We start from the raw sequence: 26,022 nt of genomic DNA, 5'->3' as shown, positions 1-26,022 counted from the left end.
ATCAAGAAGTTCCCGGAGGGGCAAGCTCGTTGATCCGGGCGTGAGCCGCGCTCGGTACCACGATCACGGCGACCACCCCGGCAGTTCCTCGAGTGGACGCGGCACTTCCAGGGGCCGTCAGCCTGCGGTCTGCCCGTCGCAGAACACCTGCTTGACGAGGCCGTCCACCAGAGACGGCCACTTCGCCGCCGCCGGGCCCCTGGTGGCGTCGTCCACCCAGGTCACCGAGCCGGTCACGGTCGTCTTGCCGTCGGGCGAGCTGTACATCAGCGCCCCGTAACCGTGCGGCGGGCTGCCGTTGTGGCGATAGACGATGCCGCAGTCCGAGCCCAGGTTCTCCGCGTACATCCCCAGGCCGTAGCTCATCTTCGGGTTCGGCGTGCGCATCTCGGTCAGCAGCGCGGGCGGCAGCAGCTTGCCGGCGTTCAGCGCGGAGAAGAAGGTCGCGAGGTCCTTCGTGGTCGAGATCAGGTCACCGGCGCCGGACAACAGGGACACGTTCTGGCGGCTGATGTCGACCGTCCTGGACCGGCCGTCCTCCTCATGGCGGTAGTAGCCGTGGGCGTGCGGCCCGGGCAGCTCCGTCCGGTCGCCCGCCGGCAGGGTGTCCTTCAGGCCGAGCGGGCGCAGGATGCGCTGCCGCAGCTGTTCGCCGTACGTGCGGCCGCTGACCTTCTCGACCAGCAGCATGGCCAGGGTGTAGTTGGTGTTGGTGTACTGCTGGTCCGCGCCCGGCTCGAACCTGGCCGGCTTGGACAGCGCCAGCCGTACGAGCTCCTCGGGCTGGTAGGTCTTGAACCGGTTGTCCAGCCAGTCCTTGTTCATCGCGGGGATGCCGGTCACCCACGAACCGTCGGGGTCGAAGTCACCGGTGTAGTTGAACAGGCCGCTGGTGTGCTCCAGCAGCATCCGCACCGTGATGCGCCGGTCCAGCCCGTACTCGGGCAGGTAGTCGTCCACCGGGCCGTCCAGGCGGACCCTGCCCTCGGCCACCAGCTGCAGCACCATGGTCGAGACGAAGGTCTTGGTGTTGCTGCCCACCCAGAACGAGCCGTTCGTCGGAGGCTTGGCGGCCTGGCCCAGCTTGCGCACCCCGGCGCTGCCGGTCCACTCACCCCGCTCGTCGCGTACGCGCAGCTGCACCCCGGTGAAACCGGCGTCGACGAACGCCTGCATGGCCTTCCGCAGTTCCGGGCGGTCGCGGTCCGTGGCGGCCGTCGCGGGGGTGGCCGTCCCGGCCAGCAGTGCGGCGGCCACCGCCGTGACCGCCGCACGCCGCAGGGCCTTGGTCGCCGGTGGGGTTTGGGTTCTCATGGTTCCTCGTCTTCGGTGTGGAGCTCAGGTGAACGACGCGCGCCGCCGTGTGTCGGGACATGGCTGATCAGCCTTCCGGCGGGCGTGTTCTCGGGATGGACCAAGCATCCCGCCGGGCGGCGCCGCGGATCAACGGCGAGCATCGCAACGGTCGTTAACCCGCGGTTGACGGTCGCAACCGGGCAAGAGCCCCGTGGATCATGCCGTTCGCCGCGCGTCAGTCTCCGGTCAGGTGCGCGGTCAGGCGGGAGAGCAGGGGGACGCAGGCGCGTAGTTGCTGCCGCTCTTCGGGGGTGAAGACGTCCCGGATGGCGGCGTCCAGGGTGCCGGCGCGCCGGTCGCGTTCGCGCTGCAGGCGGGCGCGCCAGTCGCCAGTGATGTGCAGCAGGAGTTTGCGGCCGTCGCCGGGATGGGGCTCGGTACGCACCAGACCGGCGTTGTACTGTGCGAGAAAGGTTGCCCCCTGTGCTGCTCACCAAGTTCGGCCATGCCTGCGTCCGCGTCGAGAAGGACGGCCGCCGCCTGGTCATCGACCCCGGCGGCCTGACCGAGCCGCAGGCGCTGGACGGCGCCGACGCGGTCCTGGTCACGCATGAGCACTTCGACCACTTCTCCGAGGAGCGGCTGCGCCGGGCCGCCGCGGCCAACCCGGGCCCGCGCATCTGGGCCGACTCCTCATCGACGACGTCCTGTTCCACCCCGGAGACGCCCTGACCGTCCCCGGCGCCGCCATCGGCACGCTGCTGCTCTACCGGCATCACGCGTGCGGCGAGATCGGCCACGTCGAGCTGCGCTGCGCCGGCTGCGGCGAGCCGATGCGCGCCGGCGACGTCGATCTGCTGCCAGGCTCGGGCGCGGCCGCCCGACGCGGGCACGGGCGCTGGACAACCCGAGCGTCCCAGCCGTCGCGCGGCCGGGAGACGGTGTCGAGCATGTCATACTTACGCACCGAATGAACGATCTCCCTGGCAGGAGGGTCCATGGAACTGCGCGACATCGAGATCTTCCTGACCCTCGCCGAGGAGCTGCACTTCGGCCGCGCCGCCGAGCGGCTGCACGTCTCCGTGGCCGCCGTCAGCAAGGCGCTGAAGAAGCAGGAACGGGCCGTCGGCGTCGAGCTGTTCGCCCGCGACAGCCGCAACGTCCGGCTCACCCCGGTGGGCGAGCAGCTCCGCGACGACCTGCGCCAGGTGCACCAGGGGCTGACGCAGAGCCTGGAGCGGGCCCGGCTGGCGGCCCGGGGCAAGAGCGGCACCCTGCGGGTCAGCCTGTTCCCCGTCAACGTCCAGGAGCAGCGCCGGTACTGGGAGACCTTCCGCGCCCTGCACCCGCAGTGGGACCTGCGGCTGCGCGTGTCGGGCTACTCCGACCCGTTCGCCCAGCTGCGCAACGGGGAGGCGGACGTGCTGGTCACCTGGCCGCCCGTGGACGAGCCCGACCTGACCGTGGGACCCCTGCTCTTCGCCGAGCCGAGGGTGCTGGCCGTGGCCGGCGACAACGCCCTGGCCAAGTGGTCCACGGCCTCTCTGGAGGCGGTCGGCGACTTCCAGCACATCGACGTCGAGGCGGTGCCCGGCGAATGGCTGGACCGCTATGTGCCGAGGCTGACGCCGAAGGGCCGGTCAATCGAGCGGACCGTCACCGTGCGGAGCGCCGAGGACATCCTCATGCACACGGGTATGGGGGAGACGGTCTCGCTCTTCCCTGCCCACGTGTCCCACTACTATCCGCGCCCGGACATCGTGTACCTGCCCGTCTCGGACATGGAGCCGCTGCCGTACGGACTGGTGTGGCGTACCGAGGCGGAGAACGACATGATCCGCGCCCTCGCCCGCGTGGTGCGCGAGCTGGGACCGTCAACCACAGGTTGACGACCGTTGCGATAGTCGCCGTTGATCCACGGTGCTGTCCGCCACGATGCTTGACCCATCGAACAAGCGCACCTGTTTGCGAGGTAGATGGGCATATGTCTTTTTCTGGTGTCGCGGTGTGAACATCGTCTCTTCCGCGATCTCCCTGACCGTCGCCGACCCGGCCGCCTCCAGCGGGTTCTTCACCGGCCACCTCGGCTTCCGCGAGGTCCTGGCCGGCGAGGACTTCATCGTGCTGGGCCGGGACGACGGGGCCGTCGATCTGATCCTGGTGGCGCTCGACCCCGAGCGGTGGCAACCGGGACAAAGCCTGGCGGACGCGACCGTCGTCTTCTCGGTCACCGGCCTGGCCGCCGAGTACGAGCGGCTGCGCGCCGAAGGCGCCCCCATCACCGCCCCGCTGCGGCGGGAGCCGTGGGGCGAGCTGGTGACGCGGCTGGCCGACCCCAACGGGGTGACGGTCCAGCTCAACGAGTGGATCCCCCCGATCACGAGCTGACACGGCGAACGCCGGCCGGAGCGCGCCACGTCAGGAGCACGACGGCCCGGTATCAGCGCCGTCCATTGCAATGAACATCACACACAAGCGTCCAAGGAGCATGCAGCCATGTCCGTCACCCTTTCCGAGCAGGACCAGCACACCCTGCGGACCGCCGCCTGGGGCGCGGTGTCGCTGATGACCGCCGCCGGCGCGGCCGGCTCGCCGCACAAGGCCGCCACCGAGGGCTCCATCGCCCTGACCTCCGCGACCGGCCTGGTCGGGCACGTGCTGGCCAAGGCGCCCAAGGGACTGGCCGTCAAGACCACCGCCGCGCTCGCCGACGAGGTGCTGCCCGCGCTGACCGCCTCCGTGAAACTGCTCAAGGAGCACGCGCCGGCCGAGGCCGACAACTTCCGCCGCACCGTCCTGGTCGCCGTCGAAGCGGCCACCCGGCCCCAGCAGGGCGCGCCCGGCCCGGCCATGGCGGAGATGGCCCGCAAGATCACCGAAACCCTCGACGCTGCCGCCGAGCAGGACCGCCCCGAGCTGCGTAAGATCATGCAGGAGATGGTCGACTCCGGTTTCGTCGGCGTGGCGCTGCGCCTGCGCGACGAGCAGGGCGAGTGGACCGCCGGCGCCGGCCTCGCCGAGCTGGGCGGCACCGCCGAGCCGCCGGTGGACGGGCACGTCAGGATCGGCAGCAACACCAAGACCTTCACCGCGACCGTGGTGCTGCAGCTCGTGGCCGAGGGCAGGATCGGGCTGGACAACCCGGTCGCCGGCTACCTGCCCGAGTTCGGGCTGGACGAGCGGATCACCGTGCGGATGCTGCTGCAGCACACCAGCGGCGTGTTCAACTTCACCGGCGAGTACTACGAGGACGGCACGTTCGTGCCGGGCACCCCCGCCACCACCTCGGGCAAGGAGTGGGTGGACAGCCGCTTCCACACCTACCAGCCGGAAGAGCTGGTGCGCTTCGCGCTGTCCAAGCCCGCCCGCTTCGAGCCGGGCACCGACTGGAGCTACGCCAACACCAACTACGTGCTGGCCCGGCTGCTGATCGAGAAGGTCACCGGCCGTTCCATCGCCGAGGAGATGCGGCGGCTGATCCTCGAGCCGCTCGGGCTGACCGGCACCGTCCAGCCGTTCGCGGAGACGGACATCCCCGCCCCGCACACGCACGCCTACTACCGCTACGAGGAGGACGGCCGGACCGAGACCATCGACGTCACCCGGCTGAACCCGTCCTGGATCTCCAGCGGCGGCGACATGATCTCCACCACCCGGGACCTGCAGACGTTCATCACCGCGCTGGTGGGCGGCAAGCTGGTGCCGGCCGAGCTGCTGGCCGAGATGTTCACGCCGGAGTCGAAGGCCAGCTACGGCCTGGGCGTGTTCGTGCAGCAGGCGCCGGGCGGCGGCACCCTCATCACCCACAACGGCGGCGCCGCCGGTCACGCGGCGCTGATGTTCAGCCTGCCCGACGGGAGCAAGACCCTGACCGCGGCGCTGAACTACGTGGACGACGCCGCGCTGTCCCTGAGCGGGGCGTTCCAGCAGGCCCTGCAGCGGCTCGTGCAGGAGGTGTTCGGGCAGTAGACGAGCTGACACGCACGGCCGTGGGACGGGTTCCCACGGTCACCGTCTTCGCCTCGCACGTGGCCGCCATGCCGGACCTGCACCCCGGCAAGGGCCCCATCGGCGCCGCCATGACGTCCCGATGCAGGGCGCGACGGTCACGTTCGAGGTCGAACACCTTCTGTTCATCCGTCCCGACGTCGCAGCCGTGAAGGTGCGCCAGGTCCATCGGAACCCCGACGGGACGGAGGAGGTGGGCACGCCACTGTTCGTCATGGCCAAGGAGGACGGGCAGTGGCGCCTGACCGCCTGCCAGAACGCCGGCGTGCTCAGCAGCGACTGATCGCCTTCGACGGCAAACCTCCAGCGACAAGACGCACACAAGCTGCCAACCCGGGCGCTCAAGGGCGGCCCAGAACCGATCCGAGCCCGGTCGACCGCGCCAAGCCGGGCTCGAAACACCACGTCATCACCGAAGGGGGAGGCCTCCCCCTGGCCGTCTCCCTGACCGGCGGCAACCGCAACGACGTCATCCGGCTGATGTCCCTGGCCCGCACAGCCTCATGCGGGCCGGGACCTGCGGGTAAGTGCCCGCCATCGTCAGGGTCAGCGACGCCTCACCCCGGCAGCGCCCCCACGATCGCCGTCGCCGGCACGGGCGCCACCGCGTACGCGTACTCTCCGGCTCCCGCCCGCGCCCCATCGACGCCTGAGGCTTTCGGCGTCGTCTCGGGTCTCGCTGGCGCGGTCTGCTGGAAGGCGTGGAGGAGCCCGCCGCGCGCCATCCTCACGACGGCGGGCGGCGGGCCTCCTGGTGAGACTTGCCGTTACGGCGGTCAGCAGGGGCCGAAGGAGCTGAGCTTGTCGTTGGTGTCGCTGCCGATGTTGGACGTGGAGCGCCCGGCCCCGACCGGGCCGACGACCAGGGTGCCGTTGTTCACGCGCCAGAACATCTTCTTCCTGAAGTTGGTGTCGGCGTAGATGCAGATGTCGCGGTTGGTGCGGTTCCAGAACGAGGTGGTGTGGTCGTTGATGTTGAAGCCGAACGGCGCGGTCGCCGTGCCGACGTTCGGGACGTTGGTGGCGCTGCCGAAGAACAGGCCGCGGTAGCCGGTGTCGCCGAAGATGCAGAACATGCCCGGCTTGCACAACGCTCGCTTGTCAGCGGCGACGGCGGCCTCGGCCGGACCCGGCGTGGCGGAGGAGACGGCCACGACGGCCAGGGCGGCGAAGGCGGCGGCGGCGAGCGGGCGGATGATGCGGGAGATCATGAGAGTGCTTTCTGTGCTGTGGTGAACGTGCTGGTGACGGGGTCGTGCGGTCAGGTCTGGGCGCAGGCGGCGAAGGAGCTGGTCGCGTCGTTGGCGAGCTTGCCGACGTTCGGGGTGAACTCGTTCGGGGGGATTCCCACGGCGATCGCGGTGCTGTTGGCGCGCTGCCACTGGAGCGGGGTCCTGAAGTTGGTGTGGGTGAACAGGCACATCGTGCGGCCGGTGCGGTTCCAGAACGAGCTCGTGTGGTCGTTGATGTTGAAGCCGAACGGCGCGGTCGCCGTGCCGACGTTCGGGACGTTGGTGGCGCTGCCGAAGAACAGGCCCCGGTAGCCGGTGTCGCCGAAGATGCAGAACATGCCCGGCTTGCACAACGCCAGCTTGTCGGCGGCGACGGCGGCCCCGGCGGTGGTCGCTGCGGAGGCCGGCGTGGCAGTGGAGGTGGCGATGGCCATGGCGGCCAGCGTGGCCAGGGCGGGGGCGGCGAGCGAGCGGGCGACACGAGAGAACATAGGAGTGCTTTCCGTGAGTCTGGGGTTGTTCGGCAACGAAGGTAGGGAGCGGCCCGGGGGGCGCTCTGTGGCGAAATACGCGCTCGACCGCGAAGTGATCGAGGTCACGGCGGCTATCGGGAGGGCTCGACCGGATGGTTGGCTCTGATCACGTCGCCCGGGTCGTAGGTCTGCTTGATCCGCTGCAGCCGTCGCCGTACCTGGTCGGGCTCGAAGGCGAGCCCGTCGTCCGGCCGCCGTTCGGTGAAGTTGCGGTAGGACAGTGGCGCCCGCCAGGGAGCCAGGACGGTGGTGAGCGTGTCGAGAGCCGCGTGCACGGCGGCCGTGGAGGACGCGTCAAAGGTGAGGCCGCCGGAGAAGACGGCGAAGGCCGCGTCCAGCGAGGACACCGCGCCGCCGGGACGGGCGGCGTCCGGGGCCAGGGCGCCGCCGAGGTGGCGGGCCTCGACCGTCAGCAGCGGGACGTCGGCGTCAGCGCCGGCCACGGCCAGCAGGGCCGCGAGTGTGTCGTCGGTGAGGGCGGCGAGCTGGAGGCCGTCACCGGCGGCCGGGGTGGGGCCGGGCGGGTCCAGGTGCAGCAGGTCGAGCCGGGACGGCGGCGTGGGCGCGAAGGTGTCGAGCTCGGGACCCAGATCCCGCAGCGGCGCGAGCAGCGCGTCGGCCGCTTCCTGGCTCAGCGGGCCGCCCTGGCTCAGCGGGCCGCCCTGGCCGAGCTGCGTCCCCTGGCTGAGCTGCGTCCCCTGGCTGAGCTGGGCGACTGCTTCGACGGCGACCAGCGAGCGGCCCCTGAAGGGCTCCGGGATGTCCTCCAGCGGCGGGAAGCGCAGCAGCCGTCCCAGCGACGTGACCGTGTCCGGCACGGTGGCGGTCCAGTCGCGCCACCGCCGCAGCACCTCCTCGGCCCGCCCGATCGGCCAGTACAGCGCGCCCGCGTACACCTCGGTGATGGGGAACAGGGCGAACTCCAGCTCGGTCACGACCGCGTACGCGCCCCCGCCGCCCCGGATCGCCCAGAACAGGTCGGGCTCGTGACCGGCGTCCACACGCAGCACGCGGCCGTCGGCGGTCACCACGGTGGCACCGGTGACATGGTTGGCGGCCAGGCCGTGGGAACGGGCGAACCAGGACAGGCCGCCGCCCAGGGTGTAGCCGACCACGCCGACGTCGGAGGCGGTGCCGGCGAGCCCGGCCAGGCCGTGCTTGGCGGCGGCCGCGCTCACCTCCGCCCACACCACCCCGGCTCCCACCCGGGCCAGTCGCCGCACGGGGTCGATGTGCACGTGCGCCATCTCGAACGTGCGCAGCAGGATGGTGTCGTGCAACGGTCCGAGCGGGGCGGCGTTGTGGCCGCTGGACTGCGGCGCGACGCGCAGGCCGCAGACGCGGGCCGTCTTCAGGGTGGCGGCCACGTCTGCGGCCGAGCGGGCCAGGACCACGGCGGCCGGGCGCTGGTCCACGGCCAGCTGCCAGGCCGCGCGGGCGGCGTCCCAGCCCGGGTCACCGGGCAGGACCAGCACCCCTTCGAGTCGCGAGCCCAGCGCCCGCAAGCCGCCGCCACCACCGTCAGTGCCGAGGCCGGGGCCGGGAGCAGGAGTGATAGGCATCGTTCGTCCTCTTCGATCAGTGAGTCGTCGTCCTGATCGACGATGCCGGGGCGCGGCCGCCGATCCCATCCCACCCGCCGGGGGTGTTCAGGGCCGCCACCCCCCGCGGCTGCGGGAGTCAGGCGGGTGAGGAGCGGCGGATCGCCGTACCGGTGATTGAAGACTTCGGCGCCGTCCCGGCCAACCGCGAGCTGGTGAGCTGGATGCGGGCGTACAACGAGGAGCATGAGGAGAAGCTCCGCTTCTTCGGGGCCGACGGCCCGCTGGAGTACTGGGCGGAGAGCCCGCGCGAGGCGCTCACCGCGCTCCACACCGTCCTGGACGGCCCGCTCCCCTGTACAACTTGAGACGCTCGACGCGCTACTGGGCCCGGACAAGCGGTGGTCGAACGAGGCCAGGAGGCGGAGCTGTACGGGCGCACCGCCGTCGGCCTGCTCCGCCGCCACCACCACTGGCTGGCCGACGCCTCCCCGGACGGTGGGGCCGGCTGTCGGCGCTGCGCGAGGGGATGATGGCCGGCAACCTGCGGGCCGTCGCCGAGCAGGGCCCGGCCCTCATCCATGCCAGCAACCTGCACCTGCAGCGGAACAAGACCTCCATGTCGTTGGGTGACCGGACACTGGAGTGGTGGAGCGCGGGCGCGATCGCCGGAGCGCATGTGGGCGGCGGTACGCCTTCCCGGCCTCGGCCCTCGGCACGGTCGGCGACGATGTCCCGTCCCCGGACACCGTTGGGGGCCTGCCGTCCGCGTTCCCCTGGGATCGCTCCCTCGTCGACCCCCGCCGCCTCGCCGAGGCTCTCACGCAGCCCACCCCCGGCGCACCTCCGCCGACTTCGCCTGCTTCCCGCCGGAACCGGCCCGGCTCGGCGAGATCGACGGCATCGTCTTCCTCAAGGAGGCCGTCAGGCTGAAGAAGCCGGCCTGACAGGCGTACCGGCCCACCCCCCTCGAACGGGGGATGGGAACCCGGGGGACGGCGTGCGACCATGGCGGCATGGGCACCATCGGGGGGTTGGCAGGCGTGCGCGCGTGCGCCGGTGAGCAGGCGCTGGAAGTGTCGGGCAAGGGGTCGGAGGTGTTCGCTGCGGCCGCGCGCCGCCTGCGCCGCGTGGTCCCCTACGACGCGGCGGCCTGGATCGGCACTGACCCGGCGACCGTCCTGCCGACCTCGCCCATGCGCGTGGAGAACATCGGCCAGGAGCACTGCGAGGCGTACTGGCGGCGTGAGTACGGCGCGCACGACGTGCTGACCTTCCGCGACGTCGCCCGCTCGGCCTCCCCCGTGGCGACGCTGCGGCAGGCCACCCTCGGCAACGTGGGCAGGAGCGTGCGCTTCCGGGAGTTCATGCGCCCGCTGGGATACACCGACAACCTGCGCGCCGCCTTCCGCATCGGCGCGGGCGTGTGGGGAGTGGTGGACCTGTTCCGCTCCGGCGACCGGCCGCCCTTCGACGAGCGCGACCTGCGGCACGTGGCCGGCCTGGGGCCGGAGATCGCGCTGAGCCTGGCCGGGCTGGCCGTCGCCGGCAGGCAGGAGGGCGGGACTTCAGGCGCTCTCGACGCGCCGGGAACGGCGCTGTTCGACGCCGACGACCGGGTGATCTTCGCCGACGCCCAGGCCGAGCACTGGCTCGCCGAGCTGGGCGGCTCCCCTTGGCTGCCCCTGACGGTCAGCCTGCGGACGGGAGCCGTCACCTCGGTGGTGGCGCGCGCCAGGGCCGTGGCCGCCGAGCGGGAGTCCGGCCCCGCCGTCATCCGGGTGCGCGGCGGGAGCGGGCGCTGGGTCAGCATCCACGCCTCGGTGCTGCAGGACGGCCGGGGCCAGGCGGGGCCGGTCTCGGTGGTGTTCGAGCCGGCGACGGCGACGCAGATCGTCCCGATCATCGTCGAGGCGTACGCGCTGACGCCGCGCGAGCGCGAGGTGACCGAATGTGTGGCGCGCGGGCACACCACCGCGGAGATCGCCACGCGGCTGCGGCTGTCGTCGCACACGGTGCGCGATCATCTCAAGGCGATCTTCACCAAGGTGGGCGTCAGCAGCCGCGGCGAGCTGGTGGCGAGGTTGTTCGGCGAGCACGCGAACCCCCTCCTGCACGCCCCCGACGCCGACATCGTGCACGTCTGAGAGCCCTTGAAGGTCCCCACCGGAGTCCAGCAGCCGCACGACCGGGCCGAGCGTCTCGCGCAGCTCCGGGGTGAACGCGCCGCCGACCATGACGAAGACCGTCCGCACCGGGGCGGCCGAGCGGTTCTCCCAGCGATGGTCGGTGCCGCGCTGCACGATCACGTCGCTTCTCCGCAGCACGGTCACGGACCTGTCGGAGATCAGCAGGGCGGCCTTGGTATCGCGCCACACCAGATGGCCGAGCAGAGCCCCGACCGGCCCATCGGACGACTGATCTTCGCCGCCCTGGAACGCATCCGGCTCATCTCCGCCACCGCCACCAGCCCACCCCAGGTCCTGATCCCCGACCTTCCGCAAACCGGCTACTGGAGTTGCTGAACGTCGATCCCACCCGGCCGCGCCGGCTGCTGTTGTAATCCATGATCCAGACGGCCAGCCAGCGACAGCATTCACCTACCTGCGAAGAACCGGGCTAGGGCGCCACGCCGTTCGCCCACTCGGACGCGTGGTCCTGGACGAACTCGTCGAAGGAGCGGGGCGGGCGGCCGGTCAGGTCCAGCACCGCGGTGCTGACCAGGTCGTCCCGGCCGGCGCTGAGGCCGGCGTCCACGGCGGCGAGGGCGGCGGCGAATTCGGCCGGCATGCCGGCGGCCCGGTAACCGGCCGTCAGCTCGTCGGTGTCGACGGGCAGCACCTGGATCGGCCTGCCGGTGCGGGCGGTGATGATCGCCGCCGCGTCCTGGTAGCTCAACGCTTTCGGCCCGGTGAGCAGGTAGTCGCGCCGGTCACCCGGCCCATCACTGAGCCACCCACCCCGCCTCTCACCCCGCCTCTCACCCCGCCTCTCACCCCGCCTCTCACTGGGCCTCTCACTGGGCCTCTCGCTGGACCCGTCATCGGGGTTGGTCAGCAGGGCGGAGGCGGCGGCCGCGATGTCGCGCGCGTCGATCCAGCCCAGCCGGCCGCCACCGGCGGCGGTGTGGATCTCGCCGTGCCGCCGGAGCCGCTCGCCCAGCGGATGCGGGCGCAGGAAGTTCTGCATGAACCCGGACGCGCGCAGCACGACCCACCCGGGCCGGGTCCGTACCCGTGCGGCCAGCTCAAGCGCGCCGGGGGCGTTCGGCAGCACGATGGCGGAGCCGAGGAGCACCACGCGGCGCACGCCGAGCCGCTCCGCCTCGTCCAGGAACGGCTCGACCAGTGGCATCGGATTCACGGCGTTCACCGGAGGCACCAGATAGACGCGGTCCATCGCGTGCAGCGCGGCCCGATGCGTGCCCGGGTCGCTCCAGTCGAACCGGACCGCGTCAGGATCCCCGGCAGATGGGTTACGAGCGGCCACCCGGACCGGTACGCCGTTGCCTCGCAGCAGCTCCGCCAGCACGCTGCCGGTCTTCCCGGTGCCGCCGGTGACCAGCACGCCGCTCATCGGGCGGCCCCCGAGCGCAGCGAGCCGAGCAACTCGGGCAGCGTCCCGGTCGCCGAGGCGGCGGCAAGCGGGCTCCAGTAGTCCCTGTAGCGCGTGATCAGGCCATCCTGGACCGTGATCACGGAGATGTAGTCCATGCGGTAAGGCTCGCCGGTGCGCACCGTGTACCCGTGCGCGGTGAACTCCACCACGATGGTGTCCGGTCGTCGCGTGTGATGCACGGTCACCACAGGTATCTCCCGCACGTCCATCCGTTCCGGATATCCGGCCAGATAGTCACGGACGGCATCCCGCCCCGCCAGCCGTCGCGGCGCGTCCCCCGCAGCGAACGGGAACTCGCCGGTGCCCTGCTCCGCCCACAGGTCGGCGATGGCATCCATGTCCTTGGCCAGCAGCAGATCCAGCAGGCGGCGGATCGTCTCCTCAGGAGTGCGTGGCATGTTCGTCCTCCGGTGTCCCGTGAAATGTGGTCATGCCAGCCTGGCCGCGGATCCGGGCGCCGCGGAACGGACGGGTAAGCCCCGGACCCCTGGTCCGTGGCTAAGGCGGCCGCCACTGTGGCAGCCTGGACGGGTGAGCAGAGCTGAACTGGCCGACTTTCTCCGTCGCCGGCGGGAGGCGCTGCGCCCGGACCAGCTGCCGGCCACGGCCGTCCACCCGCCAGGCCGCCGCGCCCGCCGTACTCCCGGCCTGCGCCGCGAAGAGGTGGCCACGCTGGCCGGGGTCTCCACCAGCTACTACGAACGACTTGAGCAGGCCCGCGCTCCGCATCCGTCCCCGCAGGTCATAGCCGCGCTGGGCACGGCACTGCGGCTCACCGACGCCGAGCGCGAGCACCTGGCGCGGCTGGCCGGGCAGGCCCCGCCCGCCACGGAGACCGGCCGGGCGCCGGTGCCCGCCTTCGCCCGCGAGCTGCTGGACCGGCTCGGGCAGGTGCCCGCCTACCTCACCGACGAACGCCAGGACATCGTGGCCTGGAACAACGCGGCAGCCGACCTGATCACCGACTTCGGGTCGCTGCCCGCTGGGGAACGCAACGCCGTGCGGCTGTCCATCCGGCTGAACGGCACCCTCTGCTCGGCCGCCGACGGCTCGCAGGGCGCATACGCCCGGCAGAGCGCCGCCCAGCTGCGCGCGGCCAGCGCCCGGTACCCGGCCGAACGCGTGCTTGGCGAGCTGGTCAACGAGTTCGCCGCGCACAGCCCCGACTTCGCCGCCAGCTGGCGCAACCACGAGGTACGCCCCATACCGACGCTGCGCAAGCACCTGCACCACCCCGAGCTGGGCGCCCTGGAGCTGGACTGCCAGACTCTGCTGCTGCCCGGCACCGATCTGCGGATGGTGATCTACACCGCGCGACCGGGCAGCGCCAGCGCCGCCGCGCTCGCCCGGCTCGCCGCCCGCGACACGTAGCTCGAAGTCACGCTGTGAGGTCGATCGGAATCCGGCGCAAGCCTCCTCCGTAACACGGTCAGCGGTCAACCGTGATCAGTTCGAGTCGCCACCGCATAGTTGCCGGTTCTCCAGAGTCGACTGGTTGACGACGCGGACGAGGGCGTTGTCGTCGGCGCGTAGCCGGGACAGCTCGTCCTGGTCTTCCCTGCGGAGTTCCTTGAGCCTGGCCACCTGCTCACGCAGGCGTTCGCGCGCTCCACCCGAGCACGACCAGAAGGCAGACCAGCGGAACCGCGATCACCAGCTTCGTCATGGCTGCCATGCCGGCCCGGTGGCGATCGCGCGGCAGAGCCGGTCCGCGTCCCACGCGGGTTCTCCCAGGTCGAGCCGGTCCGGCGCCCGGAACCCGTCCAGCGCCAGGTGAACGTGGCGCCGCCACAGGGACGGGGCGGCGTGCCGGGTGGCCTCGGCTACCGTGCTGCTCGCCCACAACAGCAGGAAGAGGTCGGCGCCGGTGACGTCCGGGCGGACGACGCCGGCCGCCTGCGCCCGCCCCAGCACCCGTTGCGCGAGCGCGCAGATCTCGCTGTGCGCGGTCTCGGTGCGGTCGTCGCCGGGGAAGCGCCGCGCCAGGAAGTCGGCGAACGCCCGGTCCCCGGCCTGGGCCGTACACAGGACTTCGAGCAGGCCGCGGAAGGCCTGCCACGGATCCTCCAGGCCGAGCACGGCCTCCACCTCCTCGATCACGTGGCGCAGCTTCGGCTCGAGCACCGCGCACAGCAGGTCCAGGCGCGTCGGGAAGTGCCGGTAGAGGGTGCCGACCACCAGGCCCGCCTCGCGCGCGATGCCGTCGAGGGCGGCCTGCGCGCCCTGCCCGGCGAACGCGCGCCGGGCGCACTCGAGCAGCCGCTCGCGGTTGCGGCGGGCATCCCGGCGAGCGGTCAGCGGCTTCCCCGTGGCAGGCATGAGGTCACCGTAGCAAAATGCGATACGTCTCAACTTTGAGGGTGCTCTCATTTTCGCTACAGTGAGCGGCACCAAAAAATGAGAGAATGCTCATTTTTCGAGACAAGGAGAGCGACATGGCGAAGCTCGGCGGGAAGGTCGCGGTGATCACCGGCGCGACCTCTGGGCTGGCACTGGCGACGGCGAAGCTGTTCGTCCAGGAGGGCGCGCACGTGGTCATCACCGGCCGCCGCCAGGACCGGCTGGACGCGGCGGTGGCCGCCATCGGCCCCGGCGTGACCGGCGTGCTCGGCGACGTCGGCCAGATCACCGACGCGGCCCGCCTGGCCGAGGTCGTGGCGGTCGAAGCGGGCCGGGTGGACGTGCTCATCGCCAGCGCCGGCGTCTGGACGTGGAACGAGCACATCGGCGACGTGACCGAGCAGTCGTTCGACGCCGTGTTCGGGGTGAACGTGCGCGGGACGTTCTTCACCGTGCAGAAACTGCTGCCGTTGCTGTCCGACGGCGCCTCGATCGTGCTCATCGGATCGGGGGCCGCGGACAAGGGCGATCCGGGAACGACCGTCTACGCCGCGAGCAAGGCGGCGCTGCGGTCGTTCGCCCGGACCTGGACCACCGACTTGAAGCAGCGCGGAATCCGGGTCAACGTCCTCAGCCCCGCCGCGATCGACACCGCCGCGTTCGCGGACCTCCCGCCGGGGTTCAAGGAGCAGATTGCCTCGCGGGTGCCCGTCGGCCGCCTCGGTGACGAGCACGAGATCGCCACTGCGGCGCTCTTCCTGGCCTCCGCGGACTCGAGCTTCGTCACCGGCATCGACCTGCCCGTCGACGGCGGGATCGGCCAGGTCTGACCACCGGCAAGGCGCCGAGGGTCAAGAGGCGGGGCTCCGTCCGTACCCCCGCGGGCCCCTGCTCCGGCGCCGCTCCCGCACCGCCTCGGCCAGGCGGTCGCGGCTCGTCTGGACGGGGGCCAGTACCAAGCGCTCATGCCGCCCGCGCGACGCCTGCGGCGATGTACCGGATGACTTGCCGGAGTCGCACACCGTCCCGGCGAGCGGTTGTCCTGGTTGGCGCGCCGCCGTGATCGCTCATGTACGTGATGATCGGCGATTATCGCGTGCGTCGGCGATCACGTTGGTGCGGCCGGCAGCATGGTGCAAGGGACAGGGTCCTTGTCAGTCTCGCTGATGATGAACCCGTAGGAGTCAAGGATCGTCGCGGGCCCGAGGAGGCGTATGCCGTCGTGGACGAGACCACAAGCTCAGCCGGGGTCGAGGGACGACGGCGAGGCTGCGGCCTTGTACCGAAAGCTCAGAGGCCCCGAGCATCGTGCGGAGGACCTTTGGGTATCTCAGGTGGATGCGCCGCCGAGTTTGGCGAGCAGTTCGCGCAGGTGGCGGCTTTCTTCGTGGGTCAGCGGGAGCGCCTGGCTGATCTTGCCGGGGATCGCTTCGACCTGTTGACGCAGCGCCCGGCCCTGGGGGGTCAGATCGACCTCGACGCTGCGTTCGTCGTCGGTGCGGCGGCGGCGGACGAGGTGGCCGGCCGCCTCCAGGCGTTTGAGCAGGGGGGTCAAGGTGCCGTGGTCGAGCTGGACGGCGGCCGCGATCTGCTTGATGGTGGCGGGGCTGTGTTCCCACAGCGCGAGCATCACCATGTACTGCGGCTGGGTCAGCCCCGCCTCCTCCAGTAGAGGCCGGTACAGCGCCGCCACCGACCGCGAGGCGGTCGCGAGGGAGAAGCAGATCTGATCGTCAAGCCGCATGGACCCCAATCTATCAGGCGCACACTAATTTTGTGCACAAGATACTTGTGCGTTATGTTGTTGGCATGAGTGCATACATGGTCATCAGCGTCACTCCTGACGATGAAGAGAAGTTCCGCCAGTACGAAGCCGCCACGCTGGAAGTCGTCGGCCGCTACGGGGGCGCGCCGGTCGCCCGGGACGCGCAGCCGCTGGTCTGGGAGAGCGACGCCGACCCCGCGCTGGCCGTCATCCTGCGCTTCGACAGCAAGCAGGCGGCCGAGGCGTTCTACCACTCCGAGGAGTACGCGCCGTTGAAGGCGTTCCGGCACACCTTCGCCGAGGCGCACGCCCTGGTCATCGAAGGGCTGTGACGCCGGCGGGGGTGAAGCGCACGGGCAGCGTCACCGGTCCGCGGGCGATGCCGGCGGGCAGCCAGCGGCGCTGCGCCGTCGGGCGACCAGCATTCTCCGGAGGGTGCCATGGCGATGGCGTGGGGTTTGGCGCCCCGATCGGGCAGCGGGAACTCCTGGAACGTGCCGTCCATACCGAGCCTGCCGATCTGCCTCGCAGCGATTCCCGCGAACCACACCGCCTCGTCGGGTCCGTACGTGATGCCCACCGGTGCGGCGTCAGCGGTGGGCAGCCTGTGGAGGGTCACCTTGCCGTCGAGGTCGATCCGGCCGATGGCGCCGGCCCGATTGAGGGTGAACCACAATGCCTCATCGGGGCCGGAGGTGATCATCGAGGGGAACGCCCCCTGCACGGGGAGAGCAAAGTGGGTGATCCGGCCATCAGCGGTGATGCGGCCGATCCGGTCGGTGTTCATCTGGGTGAACCACAGTGCCCCGACCGGACCTGCGGTGATGATGCTCGGCCTGCACCCTGCAGGACCTGCGGGATACCGGTTGAGTTCACCGCTTGCGGACAGGCGGGCGATCTCACCGCCATGGACCAGGGTGGGCCACAACGCGCCGTCGGGCTCCGGTCGTGATGCCGTAGGGGTCGGCCTGCGCGTCCGCGACCGAGAGCTCCTGTTCAGTGGCGGGGCCCTTGGCCGGCTTCAGGAGCGCGGCGATCAGAGCTGGCGGCGCACCAGTTCGACGATGACCGTGGCCAGATCGGCGGGTTGTGTCATGGGCACATTGTGGTTGGCCGCGATCTCGACCAGTTTGCGACCCGGAGCGGCTTCGACCACGGCCTGTACCTCGTCGCGGCGCTGGGCGTAGAAGCCGTGGTCGGGCAACACGAACGTGATCGGACACCTGACATGTGCGTACACATCCACGCTCGGATAGATCACCGCGTGAGGGCTGGGAGCGCTGACGGTGGCGATCTCCTCGATGGCCGGGCGGCGTTCCCAGAGCTCATCCGCACGACGCAGGAAGGCTCGCCGCATGACCTCACGTACCAACTCCGGGCGTGCTCCGGCGTTGAGCCAGTCGGTCCCGGCCTCACTCACGCATTGCTCGACGTAGGCGTGCATCTGCTGTTCGTCAGCCCGCCAGCCGTAACGGAAGATCTTCCGTAGCCGTTCCGCTGCCTCCGGGGCCTGCCACTGTGCCTGGGCTGGTGTCGCCGTGCCCCGGTCGTCGAGCACCATGCCATCGACCACGCACAACGCCGCCGCGTCCACCAGGCCGGCGGCGACCGCCGCGGTCACCGCGTACCCACCCGTGGAATGACCCACCAGCACGAGGCGGTCCCGCTCCAAGGTCGCAACGACGTCGCCGAGGTCTCGCCAATACTGCTCGGGCGTGCTCGAGATAGGCTCGCTGTGCCCGTGCCCACGCACGTCCACCGCCACCGCGTGACAGTGGTCCACCAGACGGGCCGCCACGTCTATCCAGACCGCGGCGTTATGACCACTGCCATGGACCAGCAACACGACCGTTGTCCCCTGGCCGCCGAAATCAAGCCCCGACAGCACACCGTCGCCAACGGGCAACTCGATTTGTCTTCCCAACATCATCGACACTCTGCCTGTCAGCACTCAAGCGAGGCAACTTGTTAACACAGCGGAGAAGTGGCCGGTGAGCGCCACTCACGCCCCAAACCTCCCCTGGCCTTGGTGCCCGCCACGGACCACCGCGCCCTGCCGGATCCGGCGTCCCGTCCCGATCTGGAGCCCCGCTGGCATCGAGCAGGAGCTGCTGCAGCGGCATCTGGGCACCGGGCCGCGACGGCAGCAGAGGTCTCGTGCTCCTCATCCTGATCCACTGATCAGGATGAGGAGCTGTTGAGCAGAACGTCTATTTAGAAGCACCGCGAGGCTGACTGCGGTCGTCAGGGCGATGAGCAGCTTGCGTACCTTGGGCATCGTGCCTCCTCGGCAGGGATGGATGAGTCGCTTACATGGGGCTGGGTGGCGGAATTCCATTTCGGCCGCCGCCGAAGACCGGGTTCCGCCGTTCGTGGGCGTACAAGGTCGATCACCCGAGTGGCGGTCCTGCCGCAGGCGATCCCTTCGGTCACCACGCCGTACGGGGCGCAGACCAGAGGTGGTGTTAGCCCGTTATGAGGGTTCTGGCCTTCCTGAGTGGCTCGAAGAGGGCGAGGTCCTGGTTGGTGAGAATGACGATGGTGTAGCCCTTGGTGGGAAACATGTCCAGCTCGCCCCAGTAGCCGGGGATGCCGCCGTTGTGGCCGACCACGCGTACGCCGCCTCGCAGTTCGTCGCTGAAGCCGTAGGCGTACTTGCTGTCCTTGTTCAGGCCTTGCACCTTGCCCTCCATGACGGTCCGGGTGAGCTTGGCGTTGAGCAGCCGGTGTCCCTGCAGGGCCTGGGCGAAGTTGAGCATGTCGCCCACGGTGGAGATGGCGCCGCCGGCGGGCGACGCCCCGTCGGGCTGGTCGCCGAGATCACGTAGCTGGCCCTCCGGCACGGTGCCGTCCATCCTGGGCATGCCGGCCCATTGGCCGTTCTCGTCGAACAGCGCGTAGGGATGGGCCATGTGCTTGACCTCGGCGGGCGTCCAGGGCCCGTAGAGGGTGTCGTGCATGCGCGCGGGCGTCAGGATGTGCTTGCGGACGTAGCCCGCGTAGTCCTGCCTGCTCAGGCGCTCGATGATCGCGCCCAGGACGATGTAGCCGGCGTTGCTGTAGTCCATCCTGGCACCCGGCTCGAACTTCAGCGGCTGCTTGACGATCTCCTTCACCAGCACGTCGACGTCGGTCTGCGCATGGTCGTTGCCCGGAATCTCGCCCAGGCCCGAGGTGTGGGTGAGGAGGTGGTGGACGGTCACCGTGTCGGCGATCTCGCTCGGGAACCCCTTGACGTGCGTGCCGATCGTGTCCTGGAAGGAGAGCTTGCCTCGCTGGACGAGCTGGGCGACGGCGACACCGGTGATCATCTTGCCCATGGAGCCGATGCAGAACCGCGTCCGCGGCGTGTTGACCTCCTTCCTGGCCTTGTCGGCCATGCCGTAGGCGTTGTTCAGTACCGGCCGGCCGTGCTTGGCCACCAGGACGGCTCCCGAGAACTTCCCCGCAGCGGCCAGGTCCTTCAGGTAGGCATGAAAGGCACGCCAGTCTTCTCGCGAGGGAGCAGTGGCCGCCTGCGCGACCGGCCGTCCGGTGGCGGCGAGCGCCGCCAGCAACGCTCCGCCGGCAAAGGCCCTGCGGCTGACATCCATGGGGGTATTCCTTTCGAGACTGCATGGACTGGGGACTGCATCGCGCTGTCGCCACCGCGGCCCGGCTAGGGGCAGAGCACGCTCGCGGCGGCCTTGTTCATGGCCTCGTCGACGGGCATGGCCTGCCGGTTGTCGATCTCCAAGGTGGTGGATACCGCGAGCTGGGTCCGGCCGTCGGCGGAGGTGTAGGTCACCGCCAGGAAGCCGGGGCCGCTGCCCGCGGCCGCCGCGACCGTCCCGCCGCACAGATCGGGCCGCGGCTGTCCCACCGCTCTTCGCAGGTCCGCCGGCAGCAGCCGGCCCTGGCCGAGCGCGCGGTAGAAGGCGCTCAGATCGCCGGAGGTGGAGACCACTCCTCCGGCCGCGCCGCCGAAGCTCGCGTTCTGCCGATCGACGTCACGCGGCTCGCCCTTGGCGTCGGGGTGGTAACCGTGCCCGTGCGGGCCCTTGATCCCCTGAGGAGGCCTGGTGGTCACATAGGTGTGCCTCATCCCCAGCGGCACGAACAGACGCCGCTCCAGCTCGGCGGACAGGCTGCGGCCGGTCACGTTCTCCACGATCAGGCCGAGGAGCACGTAGTTGGTGTTGGAGTAGGCGAACCCCGCGCCCGGCTCCCCGGTGCGAGAGACCCCGCGCGAGGCCTTCACCAGATCGAGCGGGGAGTAGGAGGTCGTGAAGTCGAAGGCGTCGTCGAACTTCCCGGAGGCGAAGAAGTCGGGGATGCCGGAGCTGTGGCGGAGCAGCTGCTGGACGGTGATCTCGCCGGCCCGCTCGACCAGATCCTGCCGCGCCACCTGCGGCAGCACGGCGGCCAGCGTGTCCTCCAGGCGGAGTTTGCCCTCCTTGACCAGTTGCAGGACCACGGTGGCCGTCATGAGCTTGGTCTGGGACCCGGCCCGGTAACGGGAAGCCGCGGGAATTCGTCCGCCCTTGCCTCCGAGCAGGCGGGTTCCCGCGCTGCCCTGCCCCTTGCGCCGGCCGTCGACGTACAGCTCGCCGATGGCCCCCACCACGCCGTCGATCTTCACCAGGTCCTGCATCGCCTGCTGGACGTCTGTCGGCCTGGCCTCGACAGCCGCGGTGGCGGAGGTGTGGAGACCCAGCGCCAGCATGGCCGAGGCCAGCCCGGTCACGCCGGCCGCTCGTGCACGGCTCATTTCCTGTGATCCTCCTCTTAGGAATGACGAGGGTGATCACATCTACCGGCCGGCGCGTATCGGCAGGCGATCGGCGGACCATATGCCGTCCATATGACGACGTTGCGATACTGCGCGGATGCGGGTGCTCCTGGTCGAAGACGAGCACCCCCTCGCCCGTTACATCGAGGCCGGGCTGCGCAAGCACGGCTTCGCCTCCGGCTGTGGCCGGCGGGTGGCGCGTCACCGGATCTCGCGGCGTCCCAGCACCTCCTCGCCGGGAGCGGCCCGGTTGAGCGGCGGCCGGAGACTGGCCCGGCTGCCCGGCTGCTAGTCGGGCGATCTTGGATGGATGATCGGTAACGTTTCCCGTCTTCCACGTGCCGGCTTCCACAGCCGGAGCAGGTGTTCCGTCAACGTGCCGCGGGCTGGCGCAAGTGGTCGGGCTCGTCGATGAACCGGGTGCCGACCGCCGAGAGCAGGCACAGCAGGGCCGACACCGCCACGATGGGCCAGGTCTGGCCGCCGGACCAGCCGTCCAGCCAGGCGGCCGCGAAGGGGATGCAGCCGCCGACGACGGCGCCGGCGATCTCGCGGGTGAAGGTGACGCCGGTGTAGCGGTACCGGACGTCGAACAGCTCCGACATCATCGTGGCCTGCGAGGCGAGCGTCAGGTCGTTGCAGAGCGTGTAGATCATCACGAAGGCGGCCCAGATCACGACGGGGGTGCCGGTGTCGAGCATGAAGAAGAACGGGTAGAACAGCACGGCCGCCGCGACCGAGCCGGCGACCATCACCGGGCGCCGCCCGTACCTGTCGCACAGCCAGCCGGCGGTCGGCACGGTGACCAGCTTGACCAGGTTGGCGATCACCACGCCGATCAGGCCGACCCACGACTCGGCGTGCACGTGCGTGGTCAGGTAGGTCAGCGCGTAGACGGACGGCAGGTAGCTGATCACGTTCGGTGCGACGCTGATGAGCATGCCGGGCACGATCTTGTGGCGGGAGGAGGCGAACAGCGCCCGCAGCGGCGCCTGTGCCTGCTCGCCGCTGTCCTTGGCGGCGCGGAACTCCGGGGTGTCGGAGATCTTCACCCGGACGATCACGCCGGCCACGCCGACGAAGACGCTGAGCAGGAACGGGATGCGCCAGCCGTAGTCGATGAACGCCTCGTGCGGCATCAGCGCCGAGACCAGGAAGAACACGCCCGTCGCGACCAGCGAGCCGACCGCGTTGCCGAGGGTCGGCGCGCTGGCGTTGAGCCCGCGCGAGCGGGTCTCGGCGTGCTCGGCGGACATCAGCATGGCGCCCGCGTACTCGCCGCCCGCGCCGAGCCCCTGCACCACGCGCAGCGCCACCAGCATGATCGGCGCGGCCGGGCCGATGGCGGCGTAGGAGGGCAGCAGGCCGATCAGCGTGGAGGCCACCGCCATCAGGAGCAGGGTGACGAACAACATCGTGCGGCGGCCGACGCGGTCGCCCAGGACGCCGATGACGATGCCGCCGACCGGCCGGGCGAAGAAGCCGACGGCGAACGTGGCCAGCGACGACAGGGTCGCCGCCACCGGGTCGCCGGAGGGGAAGAACACCGCGGGCAGCACCAGCGCGGCGGCCGTGCCGTACAGCGAGAAGTCGTACCACTCGAGCGCGGTGCCGACGGTGGAAGCGATCGTTGCCCGGCTCAGCCGCAGCGTCATCGTGGACTCCCTCATCCCAGCTTGCTGATTGCGTCCGCGCAGTCGGACCATTAACGTTAATGTGGCCGACACATTACGAGTGGCCTGCTCAGCAGGTCAAGACTTTCGGCAATCGAGTGTTTACATGAGCGTTAATGAGAGAGGGCAACGCATGCGACTCGCAGCGCCGGCCACCGACGCCGGCCTGTCGAAGTACGATCCGCTCGGCCGGATCCTGTGCTTCGACCGGTTCGACTCGACCACCCACGGCTGGACCGAGCTGATCGGCAACTACGACGGCAAGGGCGACCTCGGCACGGTCGACGAGCACATGCGCGACTTCCGGCCGCCGCAGCTCTCCTCCTGCTCGTTCTTCGACGTCGGCACGCACGGCACGCTCAGCGGGAACTACGCGCTGAAGCTCGCCACCCGCGCCCACCGGGGGCACACGGCCACCGGGATCCGCCGGCTCACCATGGCCGGCCGGGGCCGGGTGCGCATCGAGACCTACTTCGCGTTCAAGGCCGAGGCGACCGTCGGCCACGAGTTGCCCGCCAGCGTCGCCTGGGACGGCAACCGGCACCCGTCGGAGTCGCAGTTCGGCGCGTTCACCGTGGCCACCGACATCTGCGCGGACAACGGCGTGCGCTACCACAACGTGATCCGCTACCAGAACACGAATCTGGCGGGCGAGATGACGCAGCGGTTCATGTACCCGGTGGTGCCGGAGCCGACGCCGCGTGACCACCAGGAGGGCAAGTTCGCCCTGCCGTACGCGGCCGACTTCACCGCGCCCGACCCGGACGACTGGCGCTACCTCGGCGAGCCGCTGGAGCTGTGCGTCAATGAGGTGCCCACCAAGATCAACTGGCACTACCTGCGCTGGGACATCGACACCGCCACCCGCTCGAACGTGGAGCTGCGGCTCAACGACCGGATCATCGACCTGAGCGACGTCCCGGTGCCGATCTACCCCGACCGCTACAGCACCCTGGACAACCTGCTCAACTTCTACTTCTCCGTCCGGACCCACGCCGGCATCCGCAACTTCCTCTTCCTCGACTCCGTGCTCATCTCGGTGGATTGGTGACGACGATGCGATCGACCATGACGGCGGTGCTGGAACGTGCCGCGCTGGTGCACGACGAGCTGGCCACCGAGCCGTACGAGCTGCCGTGGGCGCAGGAGGCGCGCTTCTTCGTCCAGGTGCACGAGCTGACCGGGCGGCTGGAGCTGCGCACCGAGATCTCGCCGGACGGCCTGACCTGGTGCCCGGCCGACGAGCCGCCGGTCCGGGTCACGGAGCCGGGGATGACGAGCTGGCTGGTCACCGGGTTCGGCCAGTGGCTGCGCGTCCGCTGCTTCGTTTCCGGTGCGGGCGCCCCGGCTGCCAGACTGCGGATCTACGTGGTGGGCAAGAGCTGAGCCGGAGGGTTGACGGGATGGCACGTTCGCAACGGGTGACGCTGAAGGACGTCGCCGACCGGCTGGGTCTGTCGGCGAACACCGTGTCCCGGGCGCTGGCCGGCAAGGACCAGGTCAGCGAGAGCACCAGGGCCCTGGTGGCGGCAGAGGCCAAGCGGCTCGGCTACGTGCCGAACAGCCACGCCCGCTCCCTCGTGTCCGGCCGGACCATGGTCGTCGGCCTGGTCATCACCAACCCGTCCAACCCGTTCTACGCCGCGCTGATCTCCGCGGTCGAGCGGCAGTGCCGCGCGGCCGGCTACTCCGTGCTGCTCCTCGTGACCGAGGACTCCGCGGAGAACGAGGAACGCGCGGTGCAGGAGCTCCTGCGCTTCGGCGTGGACGGCGTGCTGGGCGTGGCCACCGAGTCCAGCAGCGACGTGTGGGACGCGCTGGGCTCGGCGAACATCCCGGTGGTGCAGGTCAGCCGCGACATCCCCGGCCGCGGGCTGGACTTCGTCGGCATCGACGTGGAGTCGGCCATCCGCGACGCGGTGGTGCGGCTGGCCGCGCCCGGCCTGCGCCGGATCTGGCTGCTGGAGGAGGACCTGCGGGTCAGCACGGTCGCCGCCAGGATCGCGGGCTTCCGGCGCGCGCTGGACGACCTGGGCATCGCCCACGAGCACGCCCCCGTGCTGAAGGTGCCCACCCGCCGGACGAGCGGCGCCAGCCTGCCCTGGCGTCCCGACGACGCCTACGCCCTGGCCGCCGGCCTGATCACGCCGGGCAACCACCCGGACCTGGTGATCACCGCCAACGACTACGTGGCGCTGGGCGTCTACCGGGCCGTGCGGGAGTGCGGGCTGAGCGTGCCCGGTGACGTGCGCGTGCTCGGCTACGGCGACCACCCGTTCGCCGCCTACCTGCAGCCGGCTCTGACCACGATCCGGCTGCCGGCCGACGAGGTGGGCAGCGCGGCGGTGGACCTGCTGCTGCGCCGGATCGCCGACCCCGACCGGCCCAGGACCAGCACCCGGCTCCCCGCCGAGCTGGTCGAACGCCAGTCGGCCTGACCGCCGGCCCGGCCCCGTCACGGGGGTCCGGCCGGCGGGGTTCTCGTATCCGCGCAGGCCCAGCGCGTACAGCTCGGCGTACAGGGCGGGCCGCCGGTCGGAATCAGGCCGTAGTGGAGCCAGGTCGCCGGGGAGCGGGGGTGCACGTGCGGGCAGTCCGCGCGGTCACGGCCCGCTGCATGCGCGCCGTCCGCTGGGTGCGCACTGTGCGGTGAGTGCGATGGGTGCGCACTGTGCGGTGAGTGCGATGGGTGCGCACTGTGCGCTGGGTGCGTGCTGTCTGCAGTGTCCGAGCCGTCCGCAGTGTCCGAGTTGTCCGCCCAAGGGGATGGGGCCATCTCGCGCCCTTTTCCCGATCGATCCTTCGTCCGCTCATCCCCTCGGGCCTTCCATGAGGTTCCACCACGTGGAACAGAGCGGCCCGGACCGACGCCGCATGGCGCTTCGGGCTCGCGGTCAGTCGGTGGGTTCGGTGCCCGTCTGGGCGTCGTCCTCGCCGGGCTCGCGGGCCGCCTCGCGCCGCTCCTCCTCCGCCTTCTCCTCGGGATCGGGCGGCGGCTCCACCGGCTCGGCGGGGATCGGTCGCGGGGTGCGCCGCACCTCGACTCCGGCCCGTGCGGCGAGCGTGTCGGACTCTCCGCAGACCTGGCCGACGGCGGGTGGCATCTCCTCGGGGCGTCTGTCGTCCATGTGCTCGCAACTGCCCCGGGCTCGCCCGGTCAACCGTCAGCGCCGGACCGCTCCGCCCGTGCGGGCTCCGGCCTGGCTCATCGCCGTACGGATGTTGCGCGGCAGGTTCCCGCCGGC

At 70.7% G+C, this 26,022-nt stretch carries 31 protein-coding genes and 1 pseudogene; 16 read left to right on the top strand and 16 right to left on the bottom strand.

The window, feature by feature from the left end; translation table 11 throughout:
• Positions 1–117: 117 nt before the first annotated feature.
• Positions 118–1,314 carry a serine hydrolase domain-containing protein gene (locus LCN96_RS30970; RefSeq protein WP_225265953.1) on the bottom strand — a complete coding sequence of 399 codons (1,197 nt, stop codon included), beginning with the start codon at positions 1,312–1,314 and terminating at the stop codon, positions 118–120.
• A gap of 217 nt (positions 1,315–1,531) precedes the next feature.
• A complete protein-coding gene (locus LCN96_RS30965) occupies positions 1,532–1,741 on the bottom strand; it encodes a hypothetical protein (protein ID WP_225265952.1) in 210 nt (69 codons plus the stop codon).
• Between the two features lie 38 nt (positions 1,742–1,779).
• Between LCN96_RS30965 and LCN96_RS30960 the strand changes: the two genes are divergently transcribed.
• Positions 1,780–2,028, top strand: coding sequence for an MBL fold metallo-hydrolase (locus tag LCN96_RS30960; protein ID WP_225265951.1), 249 nt, complete (start codon positions 1,780–1,782; stop codon positions 2,026–2,028).
• A 43-nt stretch (positions 2,029–2,071) separates the two neighbouring features.
• Here the strand turns inward: LCN96_RS30960 and LCN96_RS30955 are convergent, their stop codons facing one another.
• Positions 2,072–2,263 carry a hypothetical protein gene (locus tag LCN96_RS30955; RefSeq protein ID WP_225265950.1) on the bottom strand — a complete coding sequence of 64 codons (192 nt, stop codon included), beginning with the start codon at positions 2,261–2,263 and terminating at the stop codon, positions 2,072–2,074.
• 31 nt (positions 2,264–2,294) lie between these two features.
• On the opposite strand from LCN96_RS30955, the gene LCN96_RS30950 reads away from it, so the two are divergent.
• The 5 genes and pseudogenes from LCN96_RS30950 to LCN96_RS30930 all read left to right on the top strand — a co-directional run.
• The gene (locus tag LCN96_RS30950; protein ID WP_225265949.1) at positions 2,295–3,185 is read left to right on the top strand and encodes a LysR family transcriptional regulator; all 891 of its coding nucleotides are present in this window, start codon (positions 2,295–2,297) and stop codon (positions 3,183–3,185) included.
• Positions 3,186–3,303: 118 nt separating this feature from the next.
• Positions 3,304–3,684: a VOC family protein gene (locus LCN96_RS30945; protein ID WP_225265948.1), complete on the top strand. Its 381-nt coding sequence runs from the start codon at positions 3,304–3,306 to the stop codon at positions 3,682–3,684.
• 108 nt (positions 3,685–3,792) lie between these two features.
• Positions 3,793–5,265 (top strand): serine hydrolase domain-containing protein, encoded by a 1,473-nt coding sequence (locus LCN96_RS30940; protein WP_225265947.1) that lies wholly within the window; start codon positions 3,793–3,795, stop codon positions 5,263–5,265.
• Between the two features lie 121 nt (positions 5,266–5,386).
• Entirely contained in the window at positions 5,387–5,587 is a 201-nt protein-coding gene (locus LCN96_RS30935; RefSeq protein WP_225265946.1) for a nuclear transport factor 2 family protein, read from the top strand.
• Positions 5,588–5,667: 80 nt separating this feature from the next.
• Positions 5,668–5,793, top strand: a pseudogene (locus LCN96_RS30930) (IS5/IS1182 family transposase); the annotation flags it as partial.
• A 287-nt stretch (positions 5,794–6,080) separates the two neighbouring features.
• Here LCN96_RS30930 and LCN96_RS30925 read toward each other — a convergent pair.
• From LCN96_RS30925 to LCN96_RS30915, 3 genes are all read right to left on the bottom strand, one after another.
• On the bottom strand, positions 6,081–6,515 hold the full coding sequence (locus tag LCN96_RS30925) for a peptidase inhibitor family I36 protein (RefSeq protein ID WP_225265945.1): 435 nt from the start codon (positions 6,513–6,515) through the stop codon (positions 6,081–6,083).
• A 50-nt stretch (positions 6,516–6,565) separates the two neighbouring features.
• The gene (locus LCN96_RS30920; protein ID WP_225265944.1) at positions 6,566–7,027 is read right to left on the bottom strand and encodes a peptidase inhibitor family I36 protein; all 462 of its coding nucleotides are present in this window, start codon (positions 7,025–7,027) and stop codon (positions 6,566–6,568) included.
• A gap of 113 nt (positions 7,028–7,140) precedes the next feature.
• On the bottom strand, positions 7,141–8,631 hold the full coding sequence (locus tag LCN96_RS30915; protein ID WP_225265943.1) for an FAD-binding oxidoreductase: 1,491 nt from the start codon (positions 8,629–8,631) through the stop codon (positions 7,141–7,143).
• 152 nt (positions 8,632–8,783) lie between these two features.
• Here LCN96_RS30915 and LCN96_RS30910 point away from each other — a divergent pair, with 152 nt between their 5' ends.
• The 3 genes from LCN96_RS30910 to LCN96_RS30895 all read left to right on the top strand — a co-directional run bounded on the left by LCN96_RS30910 (position 8,784) and on the right by LCN96_RS30895 (position 11,135).
• Complete coding sequence (locus LCN96_RS30910; RefSeq protein WP_225265942.1) at positions 8,784–8,978, top strand: erythromycin esterase family protein; 195 nt, start codon at positions 8,784–8,786, stop codon at positions 8,976–8,978.
• Between the two features lie 648 nt (positions 8,979–9,626).
• Entirely contained in the window at positions 9,627–10,757 is a 1,131-nt protein-coding gene (locus LCN96_RS30900; protein WP_225265940.1) for a helix-turn-helix transcriptional regulator, read from the top strand.
• A gap of 6 nt (positions 10,758–10,763) precedes the next feature.
• Positions 10,764–11,135, top strand: coding sequence for a hypothetical protein (locus tag LCN96_RS30895; protein WP_225265939.1), 372 nt, complete (start codon positions 10,764–10,766; stop codon positions 11,133–11,135).
• Between the two features lie 94 nt (positions 11,136–11,229).
• On the opposite strand, the gene LCN96_RS30890 is transcribed toward LCN96_RS30895, so the two are convergent.
• Positions 11,230–12,186 carry an NAD(P)H-binding protein gene (locus tag LCN96_RS30890; protein ID WP_225265938.1) on the bottom strand — a complete coding sequence of 319 codons (957 nt, stop codon included), beginning with the start codon at positions 12,184–12,186 and terminating at the stop codon, positions 11,230–11,232.
• The gene (locus LCN96_RS30885) at positions 12,183–12,626 is read right to left on the bottom strand and encodes a nuclear transport factor 2 family protein (RefSeq protein ID WP_225265937.1); all 444 of its coding nucleotides are present in this window, start codon (positions 12,624–12,626) and stop codon (positions 12,183–12,185) included. Before LCN96_RS30885 ends, LCN96_RS30890 begins: the two co-directional genes overlap by 4 nt.
• Before the next feature lie 133 nt (positions 12,627–12,759).
• Here LCN96_RS30885 and LCN96_RS30880 point away from each other — a divergent pair, with 133 nt between their 5' ends.
• A complete protein-coding gene (locus tag LCN96_RS30880; protein ID WP_225265936.1) occupies positions 12,760–13,599 on the top strand; it encodes a helix-turn-helix transcriptional regulator in 840 nt (279 codons plus the stop codon).
• 291 nt (positions 13,600–13,890) lie between these two features.
• Here the strand turns inward: LCN96_RS30880 and LCN96_RS30875 are convergent, their stop codons facing one another.
• On the bottom strand, positions 13,891–14,547 hold the full coding sequence (locus LCN96_RS30875; RefSeq protein WP_225265935.1) for a TetR/AcrR family transcriptional regulator: 657 nt from the start codon (positions 14,545–14,547) through the stop codon (positions 13,891–13,893).
• A 116-nt stretch (positions 14,548–14,663) separates the two neighbouring features.
• On the opposite strand from LCN96_RS30875, the gene LCN96_RS30870 reads away from it, so the two are divergent.
• Complete coding sequence (locus LCN96_RS30870; RefSeq protein WP_225265934.1) at positions 14,664–15,398, top strand: SDR family oxidoreductase; 735 nt, start codon at positions 14,664–14,666, stop codon at positions 15,396–15,398.
• A 500-nt stretch (positions 15,399–15,898) separates the two neighbouring features.
• Here LCN96_RS30870 and LCN96_RS30865 read toward each other — a convergent pair whose 3' ends face one another.
• A complete protein-coding gene (locus tag LCN96_RS30865) occupies positions 15,899–16,312 on the bottom strand; it encodes a MarR family winged helix-turn-helix transcriptional regulator (RefSeq protein WP_225265933.1) in 414 nt (137 codons plus the stop codon).
• 65 nt (positions 16,313–16,377) lie between these two features.
• On the opposite strand from LCN96_RS30865, the gene LCN96_RS30860 reads away from it, so the two are divergent.
• Positions 16,378–16,665 carry a DUF1330 domain-containing protein gene (locus tag LCN96_RS30860; RefSeq protein WP_225265932.1) on the top strand — a complete coding sequence of 96 codons (288 nt, stop codon included), beginning with the start codon at positions 16,378–16,380 and terminating at the stop codon, positions 16,663–16,665.
• On the opposite strand, the gene LCN96_RS30855 is transcribed toward LCN96_RS30860, so the two are convergent.
• From LCN96_RS30855 to LCN96_RS30840, 4 genes are all read right to left on the bottom strand, one after another.
• A complete protein-coding gene (locus tag LCN96_RS30855; RefSeq protein ID WP_449867117.1) occupies positions 16,581–17,333 on the bottom strand; it encodes a Vgb family protein in 753 nt (250 codons plus the stop codon). The two genes, LCN96_RS30860 and LCN96_RS30855, sit on opposite strands and share 85 nt — an antisense overlap.
• 36 nt (positions 17,334–17,369) lie before the next feature.
• Positions 17,370–18,284 (bottom strand): alpha/beta fold hydrolase, encoded by a 915-nt coding sequence (locus LCN96_RS30850; RefSeq protein WP_225265930.1) that lies wholly within the window; start codon positions 18,282–18,284, stop codon positions 17,370–17,372.
• Between the two features lie 514 nt (positions 18,285–18,798).
• Positions 18,799–19,926, bottom strand: a complete 1,128-nt coding sequence (locus tag LCN96_RS30845; RefSeq protein WP_225265929.1) for a serine hydrolase domain-containing protein — start codon at positions 19,924–19,926, stop codon at positions 18,799–18,801.
• Between the two features lie 65 nt (positions 19,927–19,991).
• Complete coding sequence (locus LCN96_RS30840) at positions 19,992–21,083, bottom strand: serine hydrolase domain-containing protein (RefSeq protein ID WP_225265928.1); 1,092 nt, start codon at positions 21,081–21,083, stop codon at positions 19,992–19,994.
• A 118-nt stretch (positions 21,084–21,201) separates the two neighbouring features.
• Between LCN96_RS30840 and LCN96_RS30835 the strand changes: the two genes are divergently transcribed.
• Positions 21,202–21,396: a response regulator gene (locus LCN96_RS30835; protein WP_225265927.1), complete on the top strand. Its 195-nt coding sequence runs from the start codon at positions 21,202–21,204 to the stop codon at positions 21,394–21,396.
• A 79-nt stretch (positions 21,397–21,475) separates the two neighbouring features.
• On the opposite strand, the gene LCN96_RS30830 is transcribed toward LCN96_RS30835, so the two are convergent.
• Positions 21,476–22,759, bottom strand: a complete 1,284-nt coding sequence (locus LCN96_RS30830) for an MFS transporter (RefSeq protein ID WP_225265926.1) — start codon at positions 22,757–22,759, stop codon at positions 21,476–21,478.
• A 151-nt stretch (positions 22,760–22,910) separates the two neighbouring features.
• Between LCN96_RS30830 and LCN96_RS30825 the strand changes: the two genes are divergently transcribed.
• Genes LCN96_RS30825 through LCN96_RS30815 form a run of 3 tightly spaced genes read left to right on the top strand, consistent with a single transcriptional unit; the run spans position 22,911 to position 25,215 of the window.
• Positions 22,911–23,828 carry a DUF6772 family protein gene (locus tag LCN96_RS30825; protein ID WP_225265925.1) on the top strand — a complete coding sequence of 306 codons (918 nt, stop codon included), beginning with the start codon at positions 22,911–22,913 and terminating at the stop codon, positions 23,826–23,828.
• Positions 23,829–23,833: 5 nt separating this feature from the next.
• The gene (locus LCN96_RS30820; RefSeq protein WP_225265924.1) at positions 23,834–24,163 is read left to right on the top strand and encodes a hypothetical protein; all 330 of its coding nucleotides are present in this window, start codon (positions 23,834–23,836) and stop codon (positions 24,161–24,163) included.
• A 17-nt stretch (positions 24,164–24,180) separates the two neighbouring features.
• On the top strand, positions 24,181–25,215 hold the full coding sequence (locus LCN96_RS30815) for a LacI family DNA-binding transcriptional regulator (protein WP_225265923.1): 1,035 nt from the start codon (positions 24,181–24,183) through the stop codon (positions 25,213–25,215).
• Between the two features lie 456 nt (positions 25,216–25,671).
• Here the strand turns inward: LCN96_RS30815 and LCN96_RS30810 are convergent, their stop codons facing one another.
• Positions 25,672–25,905: a hypothetical protein gene (locus tag LCN96_RS30810; protein ID WP_225265922.1), complete on the bottom strand. Its 234-nt coding sequence runs from the start codon at positions 25,903–25,905 to the stop codon at positions 25,672–25,674.
• Positions 25,906–26,022 lie beyond the last annotated feature (117 nt).

This window comes from Nonomuraea gerenzanensis, assembly GCF_020215645.1.
GTDB classification, from domain to species: domain Bacteria; phylum Actinomycetota; class Actinomycetes; order Streptosporangiales; family Streptosporangiaceae; genus Nonomuraea; species Nonomuraea gerenzanensis.
The sequence above is the reverse complement of the archived record's forward strand: the minus strand, read 5'-3'. Positions and strand labels throughout refer to the sequence as shown.

Coding starts and splice junctions, on each gene's coding strand:
- LCN96_RS30970 (WP_225265953.1), bottom strand. CDS start 1,314: ATGAGAACCCAAACCCCACCGGCGACCAAGGCCCTGCGGCGTGCGGCG.
- LCN96_RS30950 (WP_225265949.1), top strand. CDS start 2,295: ATGGAACTGCGCGACATCGAGATCTTCCTGACCCTCGCCGAGGAGCTG.
- LCN96_RS30940 (WP_225265947.1), top strand. CDS start 3,793: ATGTCCGTCACCCTTTCCGAGCAGGACCAGCACACCCTGCGGACCGCC.
- LCN96_RS30935 (WP_225265946.1), top strand. CDS start 5,387: ATGCAGGGCGCGACGGTCACGTTCGAGGTCGAACACCTTCTGTTCATC.
- LCN96_RS30925 (WP_225265945.1), bottom strand. CDS start 6,515: ATGATCTCCCGCATCATCCGCCCGCTCGCCGCCGCCGCCTTCGCCGCC.
- LCN96_RS30920 (WP_225265944.1), bottom strand. CDS start 7,027: ATGTTCTCTCGTGTCGCCCGCTCGCTCGCCGCCCCCGCCCTGGCCACG.
- LCN96_RS30915 (WP_225265943.1), bottom strand. CDS start 8,631: ATGCCTATCACTCCTGCTCCCGGCCCCGGCCTCGGCACTGACGGTGGT.
- LCN96_RS30900 (WP_225265940.1), top strand. CDS start 9,627: ATGGGCACCATCGGGGGGTTGGCAGGCGTGCGCGCGTGCGCCGGTGAG.
- LCN96_RS30890 (WP_225265938.1), bottom strand. CDS start 12,186: ATGAGCGGCGTGCTGGTCACCGGCGGCACCGGGAAGACCGGCAGCGTG.
- LCN96_RS30885 (WP_225265937.1), bottom strand. CDS start 12,626: ATGCCACGCACTCCTGAGGAGACGATCCGCCGCCTGCTGGATCTGCTG.
- LCN96_RS30875 (WP_225265935.1), bottom strand. CDS start 14,547: ATGCCTGCCACGGGGAAGCCGCTGACCGCTCGCCGGGATGCCCGCCGC.
- LCN96_RS30870 (WP_225265934.1), top strand. CDS start 14,664: ATGGCGAAGCTCGGCGGGAAGGTCGCGGTGATCACCGGCGCGACCTCT.
- LCN96_RS30865 (WP_225265933.1), bottom strand. CDS start 16,312: ATGCGGCTTGACGATCAGATCTGCTTCTCCCTCGCGACCGCCTCGCGG.
- LCN96_RS30860 (WP_225265932.1), top strand. CDS start 16,378: ATGAGTGCATACATGGTCATCAGCGTCACTCCTGACGATGAAGAGAAG.
- LCN96_RS30845 (WP_225265929.1), bottom strand. CDS start 19,926: ATGGATGTCAGCCGCAGGGCCTTTGCCGGCGGAGCGTTGCTGGCGGCG.
- LCN96_RS30840 (WP_225265928.1), bottom strand. CDS start 21,083: ATGAGCCGTGCACGAGCGGCCGGCGTGACCGGGCTGGCCTCGGCCATG.
- LCN96_RS30835 (WP_225265927.1), top strand. CDS start 21,202: ATGCGGGTGCTCCTGGTCGAAGACGAGCACCCCCTCGCCCGTTACATC.
- LCN96_RS30830 (WP_225265926.1), bottom strand. CDS start 22,759: ATGACGCTGCGGCTGAGCCGGGCAACGATCGCTTCCACCGTCGGCACC.
- LCN96_RS30825 (WP_225265925.1), top strand. CDS start 22,911: ATGCGACTCGCAGCGCCGGCCACCGACGCCGGCCTGTCGAAGTACGAT.
- LCN96_RS30820 (WP_225265924.1), top strand. CDS start 23,834: ATGCGATCGACCATGACGGCGGTGCTGGAACGTGCCGCGCTGGTGCAC.
- LCN96_RS30815 (WP_225265923.1), top strand. CDS start 24,181: ATGGCACGTTCGCAACGGGTGACGCTGAAGGACGTCGCCGACCGGCTG.
- LCN96_RS30810 (WP_225265922.1), bottom strand. CDS start 25,905: ATGGACGACAGACGCCCCGAGGAGATGCCACCCGCCGTCGGCCAGGTC.